The sequence below is a fragment of the Escherichia sp. WS3063 genome (assembly GCF_046486595.1).
GTDB lineage: Bacteria > Pseudomonadota > Gammaproteobacteria > Enterobacterales > Enterobacteriaceae > Escherichia > Escherichia coli.
In genome coordinates this window covers 109,687-130,758 of record NZ_JBJQKY010000008.1, presented here as the reverse complement: position 1 = coordinate 130,758, position 21,072 = coordinate 109,687, and the positions used below count along the sequence as shown (strand labels likewise).

The window sequence follows — 21,072 nt, the reverse complement described above, 5'->3', positions numbered from 1 at the left end:
AAAGCCACCTACACCCTCTGCTTCAACGCCACCAGCATGCGACAAAACTCGGCCGGATGCGAAATAAACGGCGCATGGGCCGCTTTGGCGAAGATGTATGATTCGCTGTGAGGCCAAAGTTTATCCAGCATCGGCACCACTTTGCGCGGCACCAGACCGTCGAGATAGCCATACAATCGCAAAAACGGCATGAACACGTTTTGCAGCGGCTGACGGAGATCGACCGTTTTCAGGATTTCCAGCCCGCCATTAAGCACGTCAACCTCCGGCATCGGTAACGCCAGAACGGTTTTCTTCAGCGCCCGCGCATCCTGGCGCGCCGTTTCAGTACCCATGGTTTGTAACGCCAGGAACCGCTCCACTGTACGCTGAAAATCATCACTGAGTTGCTGCTGAAATCCCGCCAGCACGTCCGGTTTTATCCCCGGCCACTCGTCACGAGCACTAAAACAAGGTGACGACGCCACGGTGACCAGCGCCTGAACACGCTCGGGATGGGTTAACGCAATCTGGCTTGCCACCAGCCCGCCCAGACTCCAGCCTAACCAAATGGCTTTATCAGGTGCCTGTCGCAGCACGGCTTCGGCCATATCAGCAAGTGACATCGCACCAAATCCCCGGCTACGCCCGAAGCCGGGCAGGTCAACAAGGTGCAGCGTAAAATGCGAGCTCAGTTCCTCGTCAATGCAACGCCACACTTCGGCATTCAGTCCCCATCCGTGCAGCAGCACAAGATGAACATTCCCCTGACCTTTGGTCTGCCACCAGATGTTATTCATCCGCTATTGTTCTCTTTTGACTTACAAGGATGAACATATGCTAACAGTACCGGGATTATGCTGGCTATGCCGAATGCCGCTGGCGTTAGGTCATTGGGGGACTTGTTCGGTCTGCTCACGCGCCGCCCGTACAGATAAAACGTTATGCCCACGATGTGGATTACCCGCCACACACTCACATCTTCCCTGCGGTCGCTGCCTGCAAAAACCACCGCCCTGGCAAAGACTGGTCACGGTTGCCGACTATGCGCCACCGTTAAGCCCGCTAATCCACCAGCTTAAGTTTTCCCGGCGCAGCGAAATCGCCAGCGCCCTGTCACGTCTGTTACTATTGGAGGTCTTACACGCTCGTCGCACCACCGGGTTGCAATTGCCGGATCGCATCATCAGCGTTCCGTTATGGCAGCGGCGTCACTGGCGTCGGGGATTTAATCAGAGCGATTTGCTGTGTCAGCCGTTATCACGCTGGTTGCACTGCCGATGGGATAGCGAAGCCGTCACACGAACACGGGCCACTGCGACCCAGCATTTTCTCAGTGCCCGGCTGCGCAAGCGCAACCTGAAAAATGCCTTTCGCCTTGAATTGCCTGTGCAAGGTCGCCATATGGTGATTGTGGATGATGTCGTTACCACCGGAAGTACCGTCGCAGAGATTGCGCAGTTGCTTTTACGCAATGGTGCGGCGACTGTCCAGGTCTGGTGCCTTTGTCGAACCTTGTAGAGCCTCGATGATGGGCGTATTATAACCAACTAAAATAGTCAACTATTAGGCCATTACTATGATCCGTATTTCCGATGCTGCACAAGCGCACTTTGCCAAACTGCTGGCAAATCAGGAAGAAGGGACACAAATCCGCGTATTTGTGATTAACCCTGGCACGCCTAACGCTGAATGTGGCGTTTCTTATTGTCCGCCGGATGCTGTGGAAGCCACCGACACTGCCCTGAAATTTGACCTGCTGACCGCGTATGTTGATGAGTTAAGCGCTCCTTACCTGGAAGATGCAGAGATCGACTTTGTTACCGACCAGTTGGGTTCCCAGTTAACGTTGAAAGCGCCTAACGCCAAAATGCGTAAAGTCGCAGACGATGCGCCGCTGATGGAGCGCGTTGAGTATATGCTGCAGTCGCAGATCAACCCGCAACTGGCTGGTCACGGTGGTCGCGTTTCGCTGATGGAAATCACCGAAGACGGTTACGCCATTCTGCAATTTGGTGGCGGCTGTAACGGTTGTTCCATGGTCGATGTGACGCTGAAAGAAGGGATCGAGAAGCAGCTGCTAAACGAATTCCCGGAGCTGAAAGGTGTGCGCGATCTCACCGAACACCAGCGCGGCGAACACTCCTACTACTAAGTTATCCCCTCTTTTGTAGATTGCCCGATGCGACGCTAAAGCGTCATTTCGGGCCTACGTTGAACATGTGCCAGACGTTGGCGCTGCATTGCTTTGGCAAATCCCTCCCTTCGTTTCCCCGCGATAATATGACCAACCTCTCATAATTTAAATTTACCCCGCTCTGGTGATTCTCAAACGCCAGATGTTACCCGTATCATTCACGTGGGTACCAAACATACTCCTGACATCTGACTACAATAATTAGTTTTAGTGGGTATCAGTCGTGGTGCCGCAATATCTCTGTTCCCGATTGGGATAATTAGAGTTTGTCGTCAGAAAATTGACGTTACCCATAACAAATGAAAGGCCAGGTAAATCATGCCATTAGTCATTGTTGCTATCGGTGTAATCTTGTTGTTGCTCCTGATGATCCGCTTCAAAATGAACGGTTTCATCGCTCTCGTCCTCGTGGCGCTTGCTGTTGGATTAATGCAAGGGATGCCGCTGGATAAAGTTATTGGCTCCATCAAAGCTGGTGTCGGCGGAACGCTCGGTAGCCTTGCCCTGATCATGGGTTTTGGCGCAATGCTGGGCAAAATGCTGGCAGACTGCGGTGGCGCACAACGTATCGCCACCACGCTGATTGCTAAATTTGGTAAAAAACACATCCAGTGGGCGGTGGTACTGACCGGTTTTACCGTTGGTTTTGCCCTGTTCTATGAAGTGGGTTTCGTGCTGATGCTGCCGCTGGTGTTTACCATCGCGGCTTCCGCGAATATTCCACTGCTGTATGTTGGTGTACCAATGGCGGCTGCACTGTCTGTGACCCACGGCTTCCTGCCACCGCATCCGGGTCCGACTGCGATTGCCACCATTTTCAATGCCGATATGGGTAAAACTCTGCTGTACGGGACTATTCTGGCAATTCCGACCGTGATTCTCGCCGGTCCGGTTTACGCTCGCGTGTTGAAAGGTATCGATAAGCCGATCCCGGAAGGTCTGTACAGCGCGAAAACCTTCAGCGAAGAAGAGATGCCGAGCTTTGGCGTCAGCGTCTGGACCTCTCTGGTGCCGGTAGTGCTGATGGCGATGCGTGCGATTGCCGAAATGATCCTGCCGAAAGGTCACGCTTTCCTGCCGGTAGCGGAGTTCCTCGGTGACCCGGTAATGGCTACGCTGATTGCCGTACTGATTGCGATGTTCACCTTTGGTCTGAACCGTGGTCGTTCAATGGATCAGATTAACGACACGCTGGTTTCTTCCATCAAAATCATTGCGATGATGCTGTTGATTATCGGTGGTGGCGGTGCGTTCAAGCAGGTGCTGGTAGACAGCGGCGTGGATAAATACATTGCTTCCATGATGCACGAAACCAACATTTCTCCGCTGCTGATGGCCTGGTCGATTGCTGCCGTACTGCGTATCGCGCTGGGTTCTGCAACCGTTGCGGCAATCACTGCGGGTGGTATCGCGGCACCGCTGATTGCAACGACGGGTGTTAGCCCGGAGCTGATGGTTATTGCGGTTGGTTCCGGTAGTGTGATTTTCTCTCACGTGAACGATCCGGGCTTCTGGTTGTTCAAAGAGTACTTTAACCTGACTATCGGCGAGACCATCAAATCCTGGTCGATGCTGGAAACCATTATCTCGGTGTGCGGTCTGGTAGGCTGTCTGCTGCTGAATATGGTGATTTGATAACACTGACTGCCGGATGCATCGCATCCGGCATCAACCGCACTCTACTTCTTCTTCGCTGCCGCTCTGCGCCGTCTGTCCAAATCCTTCAGCAACTTGTTCACGCCATCATCGGCAAACATCGCCTCAAGCGTTGCGGAGAGCTTGCGCCGCCAGTTTTTATACTGGTAACTGGTGCCGGGAATATTTACCGGGTCCGCCATATCCAGCCAGTCTTCTGGCTGTAGTCCTAACAGGGCGCTGTTGCTATCGGCGATGTAGCGCTGTAAGCCACGATTCAGCGTCGGCGTCATCGACATCAACGATGCCTTATGCCCGGCACGTTTTGGCAGACAACCATATTTATGCAGAGCATCCAGTAGTCCTTGCTTCGCCAGTTCGCGATCCTGATACAGACCGCGCAGTACCACTTCATCCGGATACAACCCCAGCGTTTTGCCCAGCGTTAGATCCCCGCTCTCCCAGTAGCCGCGTAGCGTAGGCAGGTCGTGTGTCGCCGCAACCGCCATCGACTGCTCTGGGTACGCTTTCGGCGCGCGGAATGTCTTCTCGTGGTCGTTTTCGAAATAGAGCACTTTGTAGGAGTACACACCGCTGCTGCGCAGCTTACCGACAATCTCTACCGGTACGGTACCGAGATCTTCACCAATCACCATACAGCGATGACGCTTACTTTCGAGTGCCAGAATCGAGAGCAGATCATCCACCGGATAGTGAACATATGCCCCCTGATCTGCCGTCTCGCCATACGGTATCCACCACAAACGCAGCATCGACATCACATGGTCAATTCGTAATGCGCCGCAGTTTTGCATATTGGCACGCAACAGCTCGATAAACGGTTCATAGGCACGCGCGGTGATAATATGCGGGTCCATTGGCGGCAATCCCCAGTTCTGCCCCAACGGGCCGAGGATATCCGGCGGTGCTCCAACCGACGCTTTCAGGCAATACAACTCCCGGTCGCACCAGGTTTCTGCTCCACCCTCTGCTACACCAACGGCCAGGTCACGATACAAGCCAATCGGCATTTCAAAGCCCTGGCTTATCTCCCAGCAGGCGGCAAACTGGCTGTAAGCCAGCCACTGCAACCAGAGATAAAAATCGACGTCATCACGATGTTCTTCGCAGAACTGGCGCACTTCTGGTGAATCCACGTTCTGATACATCTCTGGCCATGCAGGCCAGCCCCAGCGCATTTCGTCCTCTTTCACTTGCTGGGCATGTAGCGCGTCAAACGCCGCCTGCCAGAACAGGCTGTCGCCTTGCTCTGCAACAAACTGGCGAAACGCGGCCATCTGTTCATCATCACGTTGCGCGAAACCTTTCCACGCCATTCGTAATGCTGTCATTTTTAGGGCGGTAACCGTGGAGTAATCGACCCAGTCGGCATCCCGCGCCTGTTGCAGCGTCTGTTGCGTGGTCGGCAACTTCCACCAGGCCTGAGCCTCTTCGCTAAGATGGAAATCTTCAACGGCGTTAACGTCGATATAAATCACATTCAGCCAACGGCGAGAAGACGGGCTATACGGGCTGGCACTTTCCGGATTTGCCGGATAGAGCGCATGAATCGGGTTCAGACCGATGAACGACCCGCCACGTTTTGCCACATCCACCAGCATCGCTTTGAGATCGCCAAAATCCCCAATACCCCAGTTTTTTTCCGATCGCAGCGTATAAAGCTGAACGCAGGCACCCCACAGCTTTTGTTTGTTCAGCAACGCCTGCGGTTCGTAACAGCGTTTCGGTGCCACAATCACCCGGCAATGAGCACGCTGGTCGTCCTGGGTGAGTGTCAGCGTGTGATAACCTTCCGGCAGCTTTGTCGGTAGATTGAACGCTTTGCCCCCCGTTACATGGCCTTTGTACTGCGTTCCTTCTTCGGTGGTCAGCAGCCAGCTATATTCGCCGCTGCCCTCCACCACCATCGGCATTTTTTTGCCGCTGGTATAAACCATGACATTCGGGACTGGCGTTACCGCCACTTTCGTGGCGGTACGTTGATGCATCGCGTCAAGCAAACGCCGTTTGGTTTCGGCGCTAATCGACTGCGGTTTACCGTGGGCATTGATGTAATTGGGGCTGATCCCCGCCGCCAGCGCGGCATTATCCAGACGTTTGCTTTCCATCGAGCTTCCTTAGCGTTTTGCCTGCCAGATACGAGCCTGATAATCGCGAATAGAGCGATCCGAGCTAAACATACCGCAGCGGGCGGTATTGAGGATCGCCGCGCGAGTCCAGGCCTCCTGGTCGCGGTACAGCACATCCACCTGCTTTTGTGCCTCTACATAGGCTGCGAAATCCGCCATCACCAGATACGGATCGCCGCCCTGTTTGCCGATACTGTGCAGCATCTGATCGAAGGCATGCTTATCGCCGTCGCTGTATTTACCGCTTTCCAGCTCTTTCAATACTGCGTCCAGCACCTTATCTTTCTTCCGCCATTTCACCGGGTCGTAGCCTTTGGCCAGAATTGCCTTCACTTGTTCCACGGTATGACCAAAAATAAAGATATTTTCTTCACCAACTTTCTCGGCGATTTCAACGTTCGCACCATCCAGCGTACCGACAGTAAGCGCACCATTGAGCGCCAGTTTCATATTGCCGGTACCGGAAGCTTCTTTACCTGCCGTCGAAATTTGTTCGGAGATATCCGCCGCCGGGATCAGTTTTTCCGCCGCCGAAACGCAATAATCCGGCAGGAACACCACCTTCAATTTGTCGCCAACCTGCGGATCGTTGTTGATCACGTCAGCCACTTTGTTGATCGCAAAGATAATGTTTTTCGCCAGGTAGTAGCCCGGTGCCGCTTTCGCGCCAAAGAGGAAGACGCGCGGTACGCGATCAGCCTGCGGGTTTTCACGAATTTCTTTGTACAACGCCAGAATATGCAGCAGATTCAGGTGCTGGCGTTTGTACTCATGCAGACGTTTGATCTGAATATCGAAAATCGCCTGTGGATTGATCTCAATACCGGTACGAACTTTCACAAACTCTGCCAGACGGACTTTATTCGCCTGCTTGATCTCGCGATATTGCTGACGGAATTTCGCATCATCAGCGAATTTTTCCAGATTGATAAGTTGATCGAGATCGTTAGCCCACTCTTTTTTCAGTGATTTATCCAACAGAGCCGCCAGTGCCGGGTTGCACTGTTTGATCCAGCGACGTGGGGTAATACCGTTGGTGACATTATGGAATTTGTTCGGCCATAGCTGGTGATATTCCGGGAACAGATCTTTCACCACCAGATCCGAGTGCAGCGCCGCAACACCGTTCACCGCGAAACCGCCAACCACACACAGGTTCGCCATATGCACTTGTTTGTCGTGCACCACCGCCAGTTTGGCCCACACTTTTTCATCGCCCGGCCAGGTTTTTTCCACCAGCGTTTTAAAGCGTGTATTAATTTCGTTAATAATCTGCATGTGGCGCGGCAGTAAGCCTTTCACCAGTTTCACATCCCAGCGTTCCAGCGCTTCTGGCATCAGGGTATGGTTGGTGTAAGCGAAAGTTTTACTGGTGATAGCCCAGGCGTCATCCCAGCTCATCTGGTGCTCATCGATCAGCACGCGCAGCAGTTCTGGAATCGCGATAGTTGGGTGGGTATCGTTCAGCTGAATAACTTCGTACTCCGCCAGTTCGTGCAGTTTACGCCCCGCCAGATGATGGCGACGCAAAATATCCGCTACCGAACAGGCACACTGGAAGTATTGCTGCATCAGGCGCAGCTTTTTACCGGCAGTATGGTTGTCGTTTGGATAGAGAACTTTGGTCAGTTTTTCCGCGTTGATGCCCTGCTGTTCGGCGCGCAGGAAATCACCGTCGTTAAATTTAGTCAGATCAAACGGATGCGCATGCGTCGCCTGCCACAGACGCAGTGGCTGCGCCACGCCATTACGATAGCCGACAACGGGGAGATCCCACGCTTGACCGGTAATGGTAAATTCCGGCTCCCAGCGTCCGTCTTTCGTCACTTTACCGCCAATTCCTACCTGCACATCCAGTGCTTCATTGTGGCGGAACCACGGGTAGTTACTGCGATGCCAGTCATCCGGCGCTTCAACCTGTTTGCCATCGACAAATGACTGGCGGAACAAGCCATATTGATAATTAAGGCCGTAGCCAGTAGCTGACTGCCCGACAGTTGCCATTGAGTCGAGGAAGCACGCCGCCAGACGTCCCAGACCACCGTTACCCAGCGCCGGGTCGATCTCTTCTTCCAGCAGGTCAGTCAGGTTGATGTCATAAGCCTTCAACGAATCCTGTACATCCTGATACCAGCCGAGATTCAACAGGTTGTTGCCCGTCAGGCGACCAATCAAAAACTCCATTGAGATGTAGTTAACATGCCGCTGATTCGCCACCGGTTTGGCAAATGGCTGAGCACGCAGCATTTCGGCCAGTGCTTCGCTCACTGCCAGCCACCACTGACGAGGGGTCATTTCAGCCGCAGAATTTAAGCCATAACGCTGCCACTGACGTGAAAGCGCTTCCTGAAATTGCTTATCGTTAAAAATAGGTTGTGACATAGGAGTTCCACTTTTCTTAGATTTTCAACACAACGTTATCGCTAGTTTGCCAGGCTCGATGTTGACCTTCCTCATCCTGCAGGGGATTAGGCAGGGAGGAGTTGCGGGGATGAGCAAGGAAATGTGATCTCGACCACTTAAAGCTAGTGCAAACCACAGGATTAGCAGCAAATCAATGCCATACAGCGCAGAAAATCTGTATCTAAGTGCAAAAAATGGCCGTTGTGTATTTTCAAAAAGCGGAAGGTAACTCTATAAATTAAGTAAAGGAGTGAAACAGTTACATAAGTAAAATATCAAGTGTGCTCCATCTTATTCTTAATAGATTTATTAAGATCATCTTTTTAGATGGCACTTTCATCAGGGATAAAGAAAAAACCCTTGCTTAAATGAAACTGATGAACATAAGGGAAATACCGTACAACCCAGCATTCACGCTGGATCAGCGTCGTTTTAGGTGAGTCATTAATAAAGATTTGGAATTGTGACAGAGTGCAAATTCAGACACATAAAAAAACGTCATCGCTTGCATTAGAAAGGTTTCTGGCCGACCTTATAACCATTAATTACGAAGCGCAAAAAAAATAATATTTCCTCATTTTCCACAGTGAAGTGATTAACTATGCTGATTCCGTCAAAATTAAGTCGTCCGGTTCGACTCGACCATACCGTGGTTCGTGAGCGCCTGCTGGCTAAACTTTCCGGCGCGAACAACTTCCGGCTGGCGCTGATCACAAGTCCTGCGGGCTACGGAAAGACCACGCTCATTTCCCAGTGGGCGGCAGGCAAAAACGATATCGGCTGGTACTCGCTGGATGAAGGTGATAACCAGCAAGAGCGTTTCGCCAGCTATCTCATTGCCGCCGTGCAGCAGGCAACCAACGGTCACTGTGCGATATGTGAGACAATGGCGCAAAAACGGCAATATGCCAGCCTGACGTCACTCTTCGCCCAGCTTTTCATTGAGCTGGCGGAATGGCATAGCCCACTTTATCTGGTCATCGATGACTATCATCTGATCACTAATCCAGTGATCCACGAGTCAATGCGCTTCTTTATTCGCCATCAACCAGAAAATCTCACCCTGGTGGTGTTGTCACGCAACCTTCCGCAACTGGGCATTGCCAATCTGCGTGTTCGTGACCAACTGCTGGAAATTGGCAGTCAGCAACTGGCATTTACCCATCAGGAAGCGAAGCAGTTTTTTGATTGCCGTCTGTCATCGCCGATTGAAGCCGCAGAAAGCAGTCGGATTTGTGATGACGTTTCCGGTTGGGCGACGGCACTGCAGCTAATCGCCCTCTCCGCCCGGCAGAATACCCACTCAGCCCATAAGTCGGCACGCCGCCTGGCGGGAATCAATGCCAGCCATCTTTCGGATTATCTGGTCGATGAGGTTTTGGATAACGTCGATCTCGCAACGCGCCATTTTCTGTTGAAAAGCGCCATTTTGCGCTCAATGAACGATGCACTCATCAACCGTGTGACCGGCGAAGAAAACGGGCAAATGCGCCTCGAAGAGATTGAGCGCCAGGGGCTGTTTTTACAGCGGATGGATGATACCGGCGAGTGGTTCTGCTATCACCCGCTGTTTGGTAACTTCCTGCGTCAGCGCTGCCAGTGGGAACTGGCGGCGGAGCTGCCGGAAATTCACCGTGCCGCCGCAGAAAGCTGGATGGCCCAGGGATTTCCCAGCGAAGCGATTCATCATGCGCTGGCGGCAGGCGATGCGCTGATGCTGCGCGATATTCTGCTTAATCACGCCTGGAGTCTGTTCAACCATAGCGAACTGTCGCTGCTGGAAGAGTCGCTTAAGGCCCTGCCGTGGGACAGTTTGCTGGAAAATCCGCAGTTGGTGTTATTGCAGGCGTGGCTGATGCAAAGCCAACATCGCTACGGCGAAGTTAACACCCTGCTGGCCCGTGCTGAACATGAAATCAAGGACATCAGAGAAGGCACCATGCACGCAGAATTTAACGCTCTGCGCGCCCAGGTTGCGATTAACGATGGTAATCCGGATGAAGCGGAACGGCTGGCAAAACTGGCACTGGAAGAACTGCCTCCGGGCTGGTTCTATAGCCGCATTGTAGCAACCTCAGTGCTGGGTGAAGTATTGCACTGCAAAGGCGAATTGACCCGCTCACTGGCGCTAATGCAGCAAACCGAACAGATGGCGCGCCAGCACGATGTCTGGCACTACGCCTTATGGAGTTTAATCCAGCAAAGTGAAATTCTGTTTGCCCAAGGGTTCCTGCAAACCGCGTGGGAAACGCAGGAAAAAGCGTTCCAGCTGATCAACGAGCAGCATCTGGAACAGCTGCCAATGCATGAGTTTCTGGTGCGCATTCGTGCGCAGCTGTTATGGGCCTGGGCGCGGCTGGATGAAGCCGAAGCGTCGGCGCGTAGCGGGATTGAAGTCTTGTCGTCTTATCAGCCACAGCAACAGCTTCAGTGCCTGGCAATGTTGATTCAATGCTCGCTGGCCCGTGGTGATTTAGATAACGCCCGTAGCCAGCTTAACCGTCTGGAAAACCTGCTGGGGAATGGCAAATATCACAGCGACTGGATCTCTAACGCCAACAAAGTCCGGGTGATTTACTGGCAAATGACCGGCGATAAAGCCGCCGCTGCCAACTGGTTGCGTCATACGGCTAAACCGGAGTTTGCGAACAACCACTTCCTGCAAGGTCAATGGCGCAACATTGCCCGTGCACAAATCTTGCTGGGCGAGTTTGAACCGGCAGAAATTGTTCTCGAAGAACTCAATGAAAACGCCCGCAGTCTGCGGTTGATGAGCGATCTCAACCGTAACCTGTTGCTGCTTAATCAACTGTACTGGCAGGCCGGACGTAAAAGTGACGCTCAGCGCGTGTTGCTGGACGCATTAAAACTGGCGAATCGCACCGGATTTATCAGCCATTTTGTGATTGAAGGCGAAGCGATGGCGCAACAACTGCGCCAGTTGATTCAGCTTAATACGCTGCCGGAACTGGAACAGCATCGTGCGCAGCGTATTCTGCGAGAAATCAATCAACATCATCGGCATAAATTCGCCCATTTCGATGAGAATTTCGTTGAACGTCTGCTAAATCATCCGGAAGTGCCAGAACTGATCCGCACCAGCCCGCTGACCCAACGTGAATGGCAGGTCCTGGGGCTGATTTACTCCGGTTACAGCAACGAGCAAATTGCAGGCGAGCTGGAAGTGGCGGCAACCACCATCAAAACGCATATCCGCAATCTGTACCAAAAACTCGGTGTCGCCCACCGTCAGGCCGCGGTACAACACGCGCAGAAACTGCTGAAGATGATGGGATATGGGGTGTGAGTTTAGCCGGATAATACGTCGGATCCGGCTTACATCTTTATATCATTCAATGCTCACCCGCGTTACGCCATCCGCCTCCACCAGACTAAACCGCACTGGCAAGAAACGCTCCACCACCGCGATATTGGTCAGCAGATGGCATGAGGGATGGGCGACCGTAAATTCTCCCGCACCCGCCAGCGCCATCGGTAGCACCAACTGGTCGGCGAGATATTCCCCCACCGCCGCCGGGCTTGCCAGGTAGCGTTTCACCTCTTTCACCAACTGCGCAGCGACCACCTCGGCGCTGACGCGCTTTTCACCGACGATAAAAAAGCGTTCGGTGATATTTTCACTTTCGACTTCAAGCGAGACGGTATTACCCGGTCCCTGGTCACGCGGCAGGTTATGAATATTCTGCTCATGCAGGGAAAAACTACCCACCAGCGTAGCGATTTCACGCTCAGCAACATGTCGCGGTACGCCAGCTAATAACACCTCACCACGCAGCCGCACAATGTTCCCGCGCTCGCCAAGTTGCAAGGAGTTAAACGATGCCACCGGTGAGACTTCCGTTGCCACCACGCCGCCTCCGGCAGGGTAAAAACCGTGACGTAACAGCGTGGTTTGCTGATGAATTCCTATTTTCGCCAGCAGCGGCTCCAGCACCCGGCGGATAAAATCCGCAGGCGGTGCCGACGGGTTATCGGTGCCGCCGCTCACTTCAACACGCGAAGGCCCGTCAGCAAACCACAGCGCGGGCAGCACCGTTTGCAGCACCAGCGTGCTGCTTCCGGCGCTACCGATAGCAAAGCGGTAATCGCCGCCGCGCACGGTGCCAGGCCGGAAGACCAGACGCTGCGACCCCAGCTCCGCGCCTTCCACCGTTGCTCGGCAAATTTCCGTCGCCGCCTTAACCGCGGTCAGATGCTGGCGCAACAGCCCCGGTTTCGCCCGCCCGGCACGAATGCCAGTGATGGTAAATGGCTGGCCAGTTATCATCGACAGGCTCAGCGCCGAGCGCAGGATCTGCCCGCCGCCTTCGCCCTGTGCGCCATCCAGCGCAATCATCCTTTTCATCATTTATCCTTTTACACACACCACCTGACGCAGGGTGTAGATAACTTCCACCAGATCGCTTTGTGCCGCCATCACCGCGTCGATATCTTTATACGCCATCGGGATTTCGTCGATCACTTCGGCATCTTTACGGCATTCCACATGCGCGGTGGCACGAATTTGATCTTCCACGCTGAACAGTTTTTTCGCTTTAGTACGGCTCATTACCCGCCCGGCACCGTGGCTGCACGAACAGAACGACTCTACATTTCCCAGCCCACGGACGATAAAGCTTTTCGCTCCCATCGAACCGGGAATAATTCCATATTGACCAGCACGCGCAGACACCGCGCCTTTACGCGTCACGTAGATCTCTTCGCCAAAGTGCTGTTCTTTTTGCACATAGTTGTGGTGACAGTTGATCTCTTCCATCGCCAGCGTTTGTGGCTGTCTGACCGTTTTCTGCGTAATGCTCTGCAACGCCGTTACCACGTTTTCCATCATCGCATCGCGGTTAAGGCTGGCAAAAAGCTGCGCCCAGGCCACGGCTTTCAGGTAATCATCAAAGTATTCCGTACCTTCCATAAAGTACGCCAGATCACGCGACGGCAATGTTTCAAGCGTTTCCTGCATCTCTTTTTGCGCCAGATCGATAAAGTAAGTCCCGATGGCGTTACCAATTCCGCGTGAACCGGAGTGCAGCATAATCCACACCTGGTCCGACTCATCAAGGCAGATTTCAATAAAGTGGTTACCCGTTCCCAGCGTTCCCAGGTGTTTATAGTTGTTAGTGTTAAGGAAACGGGGATATTTTTGCGTTAACCACTGATAACCGGCTTCAAGCTCAGCCCATTTCGCATCGACGTTAACAGGCGGTTTTTCCCATGCGCCTTTATCACGTTTACAACGGCCTGTGGTACGCCCATGCGGCACGGCAGCTTCAATCGCCTGACGCAGCTCCGCCAGGTTTTCAGGCAGGTCAGCCGCCGTTAACGCGGTACGCAGCGCGTTCATTCCACAACCGATATCTACCCCCACCGCCGCCGGAATAATCGCTCCTTTGGTTGGGATCACGCTACCAATGGTGGAACCTTTACCCAGATGTACATCAGGCATTACCGCAATATGTTTGAAAATAAACGGCATCTTCGCCGTATTTATCAGTTGCTGACGCGCATCGTCTTCTACCGGTACGCCTTTGGTCCACATTTTTACCGGGACATTTTCAGTGGTCAGTAATTCGTAATTCATTTTATTTTTCTCTTTTCGTTGTTTGCTGTCCAGATAATTGCAACCGTCGTGCCAGAAAATTAAATGAGTAGATTAATTTTTTAATTCATTGTTTTTAAATAGATAAAATCTTTACGTCCGTAAACGGAGATTTCCCGCAAAGCCAATTCGCCGATAATGAAATATCGTCTTTTATAAGGATATCTAAGATGCGTAAAACAGTGGCTTTTGGCTTTGTCGGCACCGTACTGGATTATGCCGGGCGCGGCAGTCAGCGATGGTCGAAATGGCGTCCGTCACTCTGTCTATGCCAGCAAGAATCGTTAGTCATCAATCGACTGGAATTGTTGCACGACGCCCGCTCGCGCTCGCTGTTTGAAACGCTTAAACGCGATATCGCCAGCGTTTCGCCAGAAACAAAAGTGGTGGGCGTTGAGATTGAACTGCATAACCCATGGGATTTCGAGGAGGTTTACGCCTGCCTGCATGATTTCGCCCGTGGTTACGTGTTCGAACCTGATAAAGAAGACTATTTAATTCACATCACCACCGGTACCCACGTCGCGCAGATTTGCTGGTTTCTGCTGGCGGAAGCACGTTACCTGCCCGCCAGGTTAATACAATCTTCGCCACCGCGTAAAAAAGAACAGCCGCGCGGTGCAGGTGAAGTGACGATTATCGATCTCGATTTAAGCCGTTATAACGCCATCGCCAGCCGCTTTGCCGAGGAACGCCAGCAAACGCTCGATTTTCTTAAGTCCGGCATTGCCACGCGTAACGCCCACTTCAACCGCATGATTGAGCAGATCGAAAAAGTGGCGATCAAATCCCGCGCACCGATCCTGCTCAACGGCCCAACCGGTGCGGGAAAGTCGTTTCTGGCACGACGCATCTTCGAGTTAAAACAGGCGCGGCATCAGTTTAGCGGCGCGTTTGTGGAGGTGAACTGTGCCACTCTGCGCGGCGATACCGCCATGTCAGCGCTGTTTGGTCATGTGAAAGGCGCGTTTACCGGGGCGCGGGAGTCGCGGGAAGGATTATTACGCAGCGCCAACGGCGGGATGTTATTTCTTGATGAGATTGGCGAACTGGGCGCAGACGAACAGGCAATGCTGCTGAAAGCCATTGAAGAGAAAACCTTTTATCCGTTTGGCAGCGATCGCCAGGTGAGTAGCGACTTTCAGCTGATCGCCGGAACGGTGCGCGATTTGCGTCAGCTGGTTGCCGAAGGCAAATTCCGCGAAGATCTGTACGCGCGGATCAATCTCTGGACCTTCACCCTGCCGGGTCTACGCCAGCGCCAGGAAGATATTGAACCGAACCTGGATTATGAAGTGGAGCGCCACGCCTCACTCACTGGCGACAGCGTGCGTTTTAACACCGAAGCGCGGCGCGCCTGGCTGGCCTTTGCGACATCTCCCCAGGCAACATGGCGCGGTAACTTTCGCGAACTTTCTGCCAGCATCACGCGGATGGCTACCTTTGCCACTAGCGGACGCATCACTCTGGAAGTGGTGGAAGATGAGATAAACCGTCTGCGCTATAACTGGCAGGAGAGTCGTCCTTCCGCGCTGACGGCGTTGCTGGGCGCTGAGGCAGAAAACATCGACCTCTTTGACCGTATGCAACTGGAACATGTTATCGCTATCTGCCGGCAGGCAAAGTCGCTTTCCGCTGCCGGGCGTGAACTCTTTGATGTTTCGCGCCAGGGGAAAGCCAGCGTCAACGACGCGGATCGGCTACGCAAATACCTGGCGCGTTTTAATCTGACGTGGGAAGCCGTGCAGGATCAGCACAGCTCCAGTTGAATATGGTGGTCCGTCAGCACCTGCATCACGCTTACTGGCGGCGGGGCGTCGGTGTAGACGGCATCTACCATGCTGATACTGCCCATATTGACCATCGCGTTACGGCCAAATTTTGAGTGGTCGACAACCAGCATAACGTGGCGCGAGTTCTCAATGATGGCGCGTTTGGTGCGAACTTCGTGGTAATCGAACTCCAGTAGCGAGCCGTCGCTATCGATGCCGCTTATCCCCAGAATGCCGAAATCAAGGCGGAACTGGGAGATAAAATCGAGCGTTGCTTCGCCAATGATCCCGCCATCACGGCTGCGTAATTCGCCACCGGCAAGAATGATACGGAAATCCTCTTTTACCATCAGCGTGTTAGCGACGTTGAGATTGTTGGTCACAATGCGTAAATTGCTGTGATTAAGCAGCGCGTGCGCCACCGCTTCCGGCGTGGTGCCGATATCGATAAACAGCGTCGAGCCATTAGGAATTTGCTCCGCCACTTTGCGGGCGATGCGCTCTTTTTCTTCGGTCTGGGTGGCCTTGCGATCGTGCCACGGCGTATTAACCGAACTGGAAGGCAGCGCCGCACCGCCATGATGGCGCAGGATCAGGTTTTGCTCTGCCAGCTCGTTGAGATCGCGGCGAATAGTCTGCGGGCTAACTGAGAAATGCTCTACCAGCTCCTCGGTGCTGACATAACCCTGCTGTTTAACCAGTTCGATAATACCGTTGTGACGTTGTGTTTGTTTCATTTCTAAATCCCTGGAATTATTTTCGTTTTCGCGCATTGAGCGAATCAACAAAAGCCATCGCTAAACCCACGGCTAACCCGGCGATGTGTGCTCCGTTCGCCATCGACATCCCAAACAAATCAAACCATCCGGCGACAATCCAGATCAACGCAAAGATAATTAACCCACGTTGCAGGTAAATGCCACTTTGCGGATCGCGTTCGCCACGTAGCCAGACGTAGCCCATCAGCGCATACACCACGCCAGAAAGCCCGCCAAACCACGGCCCGCTGAATTTTTGCTGCACATAGCCGCTTAACAGGGCGCTAATGAGAGTAATGACAATTAGCTTACCGCTACCGAGGCGTTTTTCCACCGCACCGCCGAGATACCACCACCAGAGCAGGTTAAAGAGGATATGCATCAGCGAGAAGTGCATTAACGCGTGGGTGAAGTAACGCCAGAACTCAAATTTCAGCGTCGGATCGAATGGCCAGGCCAGCCATAACATCACTTCCTGATCGCCGAGAATTTGCATGGCGATAAACACCACCACGCAGGCAATCATCATCACCCAGGTTACCGGACCTGCGCGTTCACGCAAGGCAGCAAAGAAAGGATAACGGCGATAATGCAGGCCACTGCCGGTATGGCCCGCCTGCCAGCTGGCCGCCAGATAACGCGGATCTGCCGGGTTTTCGAGAAAACGCGCCAGCTCCGCCCGCACGCGTTCGGCCTGGGACTCATCCGCTAGCCAGACATCGCTTTGGTTATGTTGTTGAATCGTGAGGATAACACCCTGCGTCGCCATGTAATCAACAAACGCCTGCGCCACGCGGGGGTTAGCAAAAGAGGTAATCATCAACATCGTTGCTGTCGCTTATTCCACACAAAAGGGGACAGTATAAAGCGTTACGCGCCGTACGCCACCTCTGCGGGAAACTGGCGCTGCCAGGCTTCAAAGCCGCCATCAATGCTGTAGACCACATCGTAGCCCTGTTGCAGCAGATACTGCGCCGCGCCTTTGCTGCTATTACCGTGGTAACACATCACCATGACTGGCGTATCGAAGTCGTTATCACGCATAAACGCGCCCAATGTGTCGTTGGTTAAATGGAAAGCCTGCACCGCATGCCCCATTGCGAAACTCTGTGGATCGCGAATATCGACCAGCACCGCCTCTTTTTCCTGCAACTTCTGGTGCGCGTCGGCAACGTTAATACATTCGAACTGATCCATGCGTCTCTCTTTCTTTACAAACAAGTGGGCAAATTTACCGCACAGTTTACGTCGAAGCGGCAGATAAACGCCATAATGTTATACATATCACTCTAAAATGTTTTTTCAATGTTACCCAAAGCGCGATTCTTTGCTAATATGTTCGATAACGAACATTTATGAACTTTAACGAAAGTGAATGAGGGCAGCATGGAAACCAAAGATCTGATTGTGATAGGTGGCGGCATCAATGGTGCTGGTATCGCGGCAGACGCCGCTGGACGCGGTTTATCCGTGCTGATGCTGGAGGCGCAGGATCTCGCTTGCGCGACCTCTTCCGCCAGTTCAAAACTCATTCACGGTGGCCTGCGCTACCTTGAGCACTATGAATTCCGCCTGGTCAGCGAGGCGCTGGCTGAACGTGAAGTGTTGCTGAAAATGGCTCCGCATATCGCCTTCCCGATGCGTTTTCGCCTGCCACATCGTCCGCATCTGCGCCCGGCGTGGATGATTCGCATTGGTCTGTTTATGTACGATCATCTGGGTAAACGCACCAGCCTGCCGGGATCAACCGGTTTGCGTTTTGGCGCAAACTCAGTGTTAAAACCGGAAATTAAGCGCGGATTCGAATATTCTGACTGTTGGGTAGACGACGCCCGTCTGGTACTCGCCAACGCCCAGATGGTGGTACGTAAAGGCGGTGAAGTGCTTACTCGTACTCGTGCCACTTCTGCTCGCCGCGAAAACGGCCTGTGGATTGTGGAAGCAGAAGATATCGATACCGGCAAAAAATGCACCTGGCAGGCGCGCGGCCTGGTGAACGCCACCGGCCCGTGGGTGAAACAGTTCTTCGACGAGGGGATGCATCTGCCTTCGCCTTATGGCATTCGCCTGATCAAAGGCAGCCATATTGTGGTGCCACGCGTGCATACCCAGAAGCAAGCCTACATTCTGCAAAACGAAGATAAACGTATTGTGTTCGTGATCCCGTGGATGGACGAGTTTTCCATCATCGGCACCACCGATGTGGAATACAAAGGCGATCCGAAAGCGGTGAAGATTGAAGAGAGTGAAATCAATTACCTGCTGAAAGTGTATAACGCGCACTTTAAAAAACAGCTTAGCCGTGACGATATCGTCTGGACCTATTCCGGTGTGCGTCCGCTGTGTGATGATGAGTCCGACTCGCCGCAGGCTATTACCCGTGATTACACCCTTGATATCCATGATGAAAACGGCAAAGCACCGCTGCTGTCGGTATTCGGCGGTAAGCTGACCACCTACCGAAAACTGGCAGAACATGCGCTGGAAAAACTGACGCCATATTATCAGGGCATTGGTCCGACGTGGACGAAAGAGAGCGTGCTGCCGGGTGGTGCCATTGAAGGCGACCGTGACGATTACGCCGCCCGCCTGCGCCGCCGTTACCCGTTCCTGACCGAATCGCTGGCACGTCACTACGCGCGCACTTACGGCAGCAACAGCGAACTGCTGCTCGGCAACGCGGGAGCGATAAGCGACCTCGGGGAAGATTTCGGTCATGAGTTCTACGAAGCGGAACTGAAATACCTGGTGGATCACGAATGGGTCCGTCGCGCCGACGATGCCCTGTGGCGTCGCACAAAACAAGGCATGTGGCTGAATGCGGATCAACAATCTCGTGTGAGTCAGTGGCTGGTGGAGTATACGCAGCAGAGGTTATCGCTGGCGTCGTAAGGATGATGCCCGGTTGTGAAGTGCAACCGGGCTATTTGGATTCTTAGACTATTCATTGTAAATAATTGAATAACGGCCCCTGAGCTAAAATCGCCAAACTTAAGCACGTTACCCACTCGCCCCACTTCTTCCTCTGACTTCTATTTTTGCTACGCCACTGGCAATAATATCCCAATGCAAAACCAAGCTGGGCGCTTATCGGACCGATAAAGTCAGTCCACGGCTGAGACCCAAATTGAAAAAAATTCAGGGGTAACCAGACAATGGTCAGAAAGAAATTGCGCATATTTTCCAGCAAAGCAATTTGCGCTGGCGCGACATAGAAAATGATATTCCACAGGAGCAACCAGAAATAAACTGGTGCAAATACCAACCAACAATGGAGTCTGCTTTTCAGTTCAGATTGAGTTCTGCAAGAAAATTGCCAACCAACGCAACACATGGCACAGAAAAAAAGTGCATATTCAGCCAATAACCCAAGTTGGAATTCCAGAAGTGAAATACTCCTGAACATGAGCGGGATAGAGAACAGTATTTCTCCCATAAAACTCAGCGTGATAACACAAGCAGCCAGCGCAACCACCGTCGGCCACACCAACAACGGCACAATAACAAAACCAAGAATTAACGGAGGAATATAAAGTCTGATTTTATTCATCTTTATTGTCCTGATGATTCGGATGATGCGTCATAAATCGGCACATAGCCCACATCCTCTACCAATTGCTGTCCCTGCGGGCTTAAAAACCAGTCGACGAATTTCTGTGTTTCCAGCGTAGGGTTTTCGTGCGTCACCATATAAGCATGAATTATGTACGGATAAGTGCCGTTACGGATATTTTCCTCTGTAGGTGCAACGCCATTTATAGCCAGCAGTTTGATCTGTTTGCGCATTTTGAGCATATTGTCATTCATACGTGTGACGTAATAGTAGAAGGTGTATCCAATAGAAGATGGTGTATTTTGGTAGTCGGCGACTTCGGTAATTAAACCGCCCATAAGATCGATAACAGTGGATTTTTTGGCTGGCAGCATTGGAGTATCTTGCATAACCAGTCCCTTCATAACCGTTTGGCTTCCAGAATCTTCTGGCCGCTGCCAGACTTTTATACTTTCGTCACCGCCGCCCACTTTATTCCAGCGACTCACTTTACCGCTAAAAATGTCTTTGACCTGCTGTTCGCTAAGTGAATTAACCGGGTTTTTGATATCAACGATAAAGACAAAGGCTTCGCGGGCGAAAGCGGTATATTTGAGTTTAACACCTGCTTCTTCTGCACGTTTTTTCTGTCCTTCCGACGGTTGTGCAACAAAAATAACCGTCGCGGTACCCTTAATCAGACTATCGTAGGCTTCAGCTGTTCGGGTTTGTTGCAAACCATACGCCTGCCAGGCCAGCGAGGTTCGATCCTTATCTTTTGGCTCGGGTACTAATTCATAATACGCGGAGGCATACAGCGGGTATAAGGCTGTAGCGCCGTACACTCTCGGCCATCTTGACCAATCATCGTTGTAACGTAATTCAGGTTGCCCCCGCAGAGACGTCAGTCCATGGCTGTCTTCTTCCCTGACGCTGTTATAGTACCCTTCCCGGTCGACACATCCCGCCAGTAGCGCCGTACCTAATAGTAAAACACCGGTGAATTTATTCATTGCGCTGATTCCTTTCTCT

At 52.5% G+C, this 21,072-nt stretch carries 16 protein-coding genes; 6 read left to right on the top strand and 10 right to left on the bottom strand.

What is annotated here, in order from left to right:
• Positions 1–8: 8 nt before the first annotated feature.
• On the bottom strand, positions 9–779 hold the full coding sequence (bioH, locus tag ACJHYW_RS10690) for a pimeloyl-ACP methyl ester esterase BioH (protein ID WP_001060095.1): 771 nt from the start codon (positions 777–779) through the stop codon (positions 9–11).
• 37 nt (positions 780–816) lie between these two features.
• Between bioH and gntX the strand changes: the two genes are divergently transcribed.
• The 3 genes from gntX to gntT all read left to right on the top strand — a co-directional run bounded on the left by gntX (position 817) and on the right by gntT (position 3,811).
• Positions 817–1,500 (top strand): DNA utilization protein GntX, encoded by a 684-nt coding sequence (gntX, locus tag ACJHYW_RS10685; RefSeq protein WP_001361660.1) that lies wholly within the window; start codon positions 817–819, stop codon positions 1,498–1,500.
• Between the two features lie 58 nt (positions 1,501–1,558).
• Positions 1,559–2,134, top strand: coding sequence for a Fe-S biogenesis protein NfuA (gene nfuA, locus ACJHYW_RS10680; RefSeq protein ID WP_000619389.1), 576 nt, complete (start codon positions 1,559–1,561; stop codon positions 2,132–2,134).
• 360 nt (positions 2,135–2,494) lie between these two features.
• Positions 2,495–3,811 (top strand): gluconate transporter, encoded by a 1,317-nt coding sequence (gntT, locus tag ACJHYW_RS10675; protein WP_001131758.1) that lies wholly within the window; start codon positions 2,495–2,497, stop codon positions 3,809–3,811.
• Between the two features lie 44 nt (positions 3,812–3,855).
• Here gntT and malQ read toward each other — a convergent pair whose 3' ends face one another.
• Together malQ and malP are read right to left on the bottom strand one after the other, a co-directional pair.
• Positions 3,856–5,940: a 4-alpha-glucanotransferase gene (malQ, locus tag ACJHYW_RS10670; protein WP_061092829.1), complete on the bottom strand. Its 2,085-nt coding sequence runs from the start codon at positions 5,938–5,940 to the stop codon at positions 3,856–3,858.
• A 9-nt stretch (positions 5,941–5,949) separates the two neighbouring features.
• Positions 5,950–8,343 (bottom strand): maltodextrin phosphorylase, encoded by a 2,394-nt coding sequence (malP, locus tag ACJHYW_RS10665; RefSeq protein WP_000081915.1) that lies wholly within the window; start codon positions 8,341–8,343, stop codon positions 5,950–5,952.
• Positions 8,344–8,965: 622 nt separating this feature from the next.
• On the opposite strand from malP, the gene malT reads away from it, so the two are divergent.
• Positions 8,966–11,671, top strand: a complete 2,706-nt coding sequence (gene malT, locus ACJHYW_RS10660; RefSeq protein WP_000906949.1) for an HTH-type transcriptional regulator MalT — start codon at positions 8,966–8,968, stop codon at positions 11,669–11,671.
• 42 nt (positions 11,672–11,713) lie between these two features.
• Here the strand turns inward: malT and rtcA are convergent, their stop codons facing one another.
• Together rtcA and rtcB are read right to left on the bottom strand one after the other, a co-directional pair.
• A complete protein-coding gene (gene rtcA, locus ACJHYW_RS10655; RefSeq protein WP_061092831.1) occupies positions 11,714–12,730 on the bottom strand; it encodes an RNA 3'-terminal phosphate cyclase in 1,017 nt (338 codons plus the stop codon).
• Positions 12,731–12,733: 3 nt separating this feature from the next.
• Entirely contained in the window at positions 12,734–13,960 is a 1,227-nt protein-coding gene (gene rtcB / locus ACJHYW_RS10650; RefSeq protein ID WP_061092828.1) for an RNA-splicing ligase RtcB, read from the bottom strand.
• A gap of 188 nt (positions 13,961–14,148) precedes the next feature.
• Here rtcB and rtcR point away from each other — a divergent pair, with 188 nt between their 5' ends.
• Positions 14,149–15,747 carry a DNA-binding transcriptional regulator RtcR gene (gene rtcR / locus ACJHYW_RS10645; protein ID WP_061092827.1) on the top strand — a complete coding sequence of 533 codons (1,599 nt, stop codon included), beginning with the start codon at positions 14,149–14,151 and terminating at the stop codon, positions 15,745–15,747.
• Here rtcR and ACJHYW_RS10640 read toward each other — a convergent pair.
• From ACJHYW_RS10640 to glpE, 3 genes are read right to left on the bottom strand one after another with little or no spacing between them, the layout of a single operon-like run.
• Positions 15,729–16,487, bottom strand: coding sequence for a DeoR/GlpR family transcriptional regulator (locus ACJHYW_RS10640; RefSeq protein WP_000815099.1), 759 nt, complete (start codon positions 16,485–16,487; stop codon positions 15,729–15,731). The genes rtcR and ACJHYW_RS10640 overlap by 19 nt on opposite strands.
• A 16-nt stretch (positions 16,488–16,503) precedes the next feature.
• A complete protein-coding gene (gene glpG / locus ACJHYW_RS10635; RefSeq protein ID WP_000928723.1) occupies positions 16,504–17,334 on the bottom strand; it encodes a rhomboid family intramembrane serine protease GlpG in 831 nt (276 codons plus the stop codon).
• 44 nt (positions 17,335–17,378) lie between these two features.
• The gene (glpE, locus tag ACJHYW_RS10630) at positions 17,379–17,705 is read right to left on the bottom strand and encodes a thiosulfate sulfurtransferase GlpE (RefSeq protein WP_000371928.1); all 327 of its coding nucleotides are present in this window, start codon (positions 17,703–17,705) and stop codon (positions 17,379–17,381) included.
• 189 nt (positions 17,706–17,894) lie between these two features.
• On the opposite strand from glpE, the gene glpD reads away from it, so the two are divergent.
• Positions 17,895–19,400 carry a glycerol-3-phosphate dehydrogenase gene (gene glpD, locus ACJHYW_RS10625; protein ID WP_000448114.1) on the top strand — a complete coding sequence of 502 codons (1,506 nt, stop codon included), beginning with the start codon at positions 17,895–17,897 and terminating at the stop codon, positions 19,398–19,400.
• 52 nt (positions 19,401–19,452) lie between these two features.
• Here glpD and ACJHYW_RS10620 read toward each other — a convergent pair whose 3' ends face one another.
• Complete coding sequence (locus tag ACJHYW_RS10620; RefSeq protein WP_061092826.1) at positions 19,453–20,058, bottom strand: hypothetical protein; 606 nt, start codon at positions 20,056–20,058, stop codon at positions 19,453–19,455.
• A gap of 2 nt (positions 20,059–20,060) precedes the next feature.
• The gene (locus ACJHYW_RS10615) at positions 20,061–21,053 is read right to left on the bottom strand and encodes a PstS family phosphate ABC transporter substrate-binding protein (protein ID WP_001032211.1); all 993 of its coding nucleotides are present in this window, start codon (positions 21,051–21,053) and stop codon (positions 20,061–20,063) included.
• Positions 21,054–21,072 lie beyond the last annotated feature (19 nt).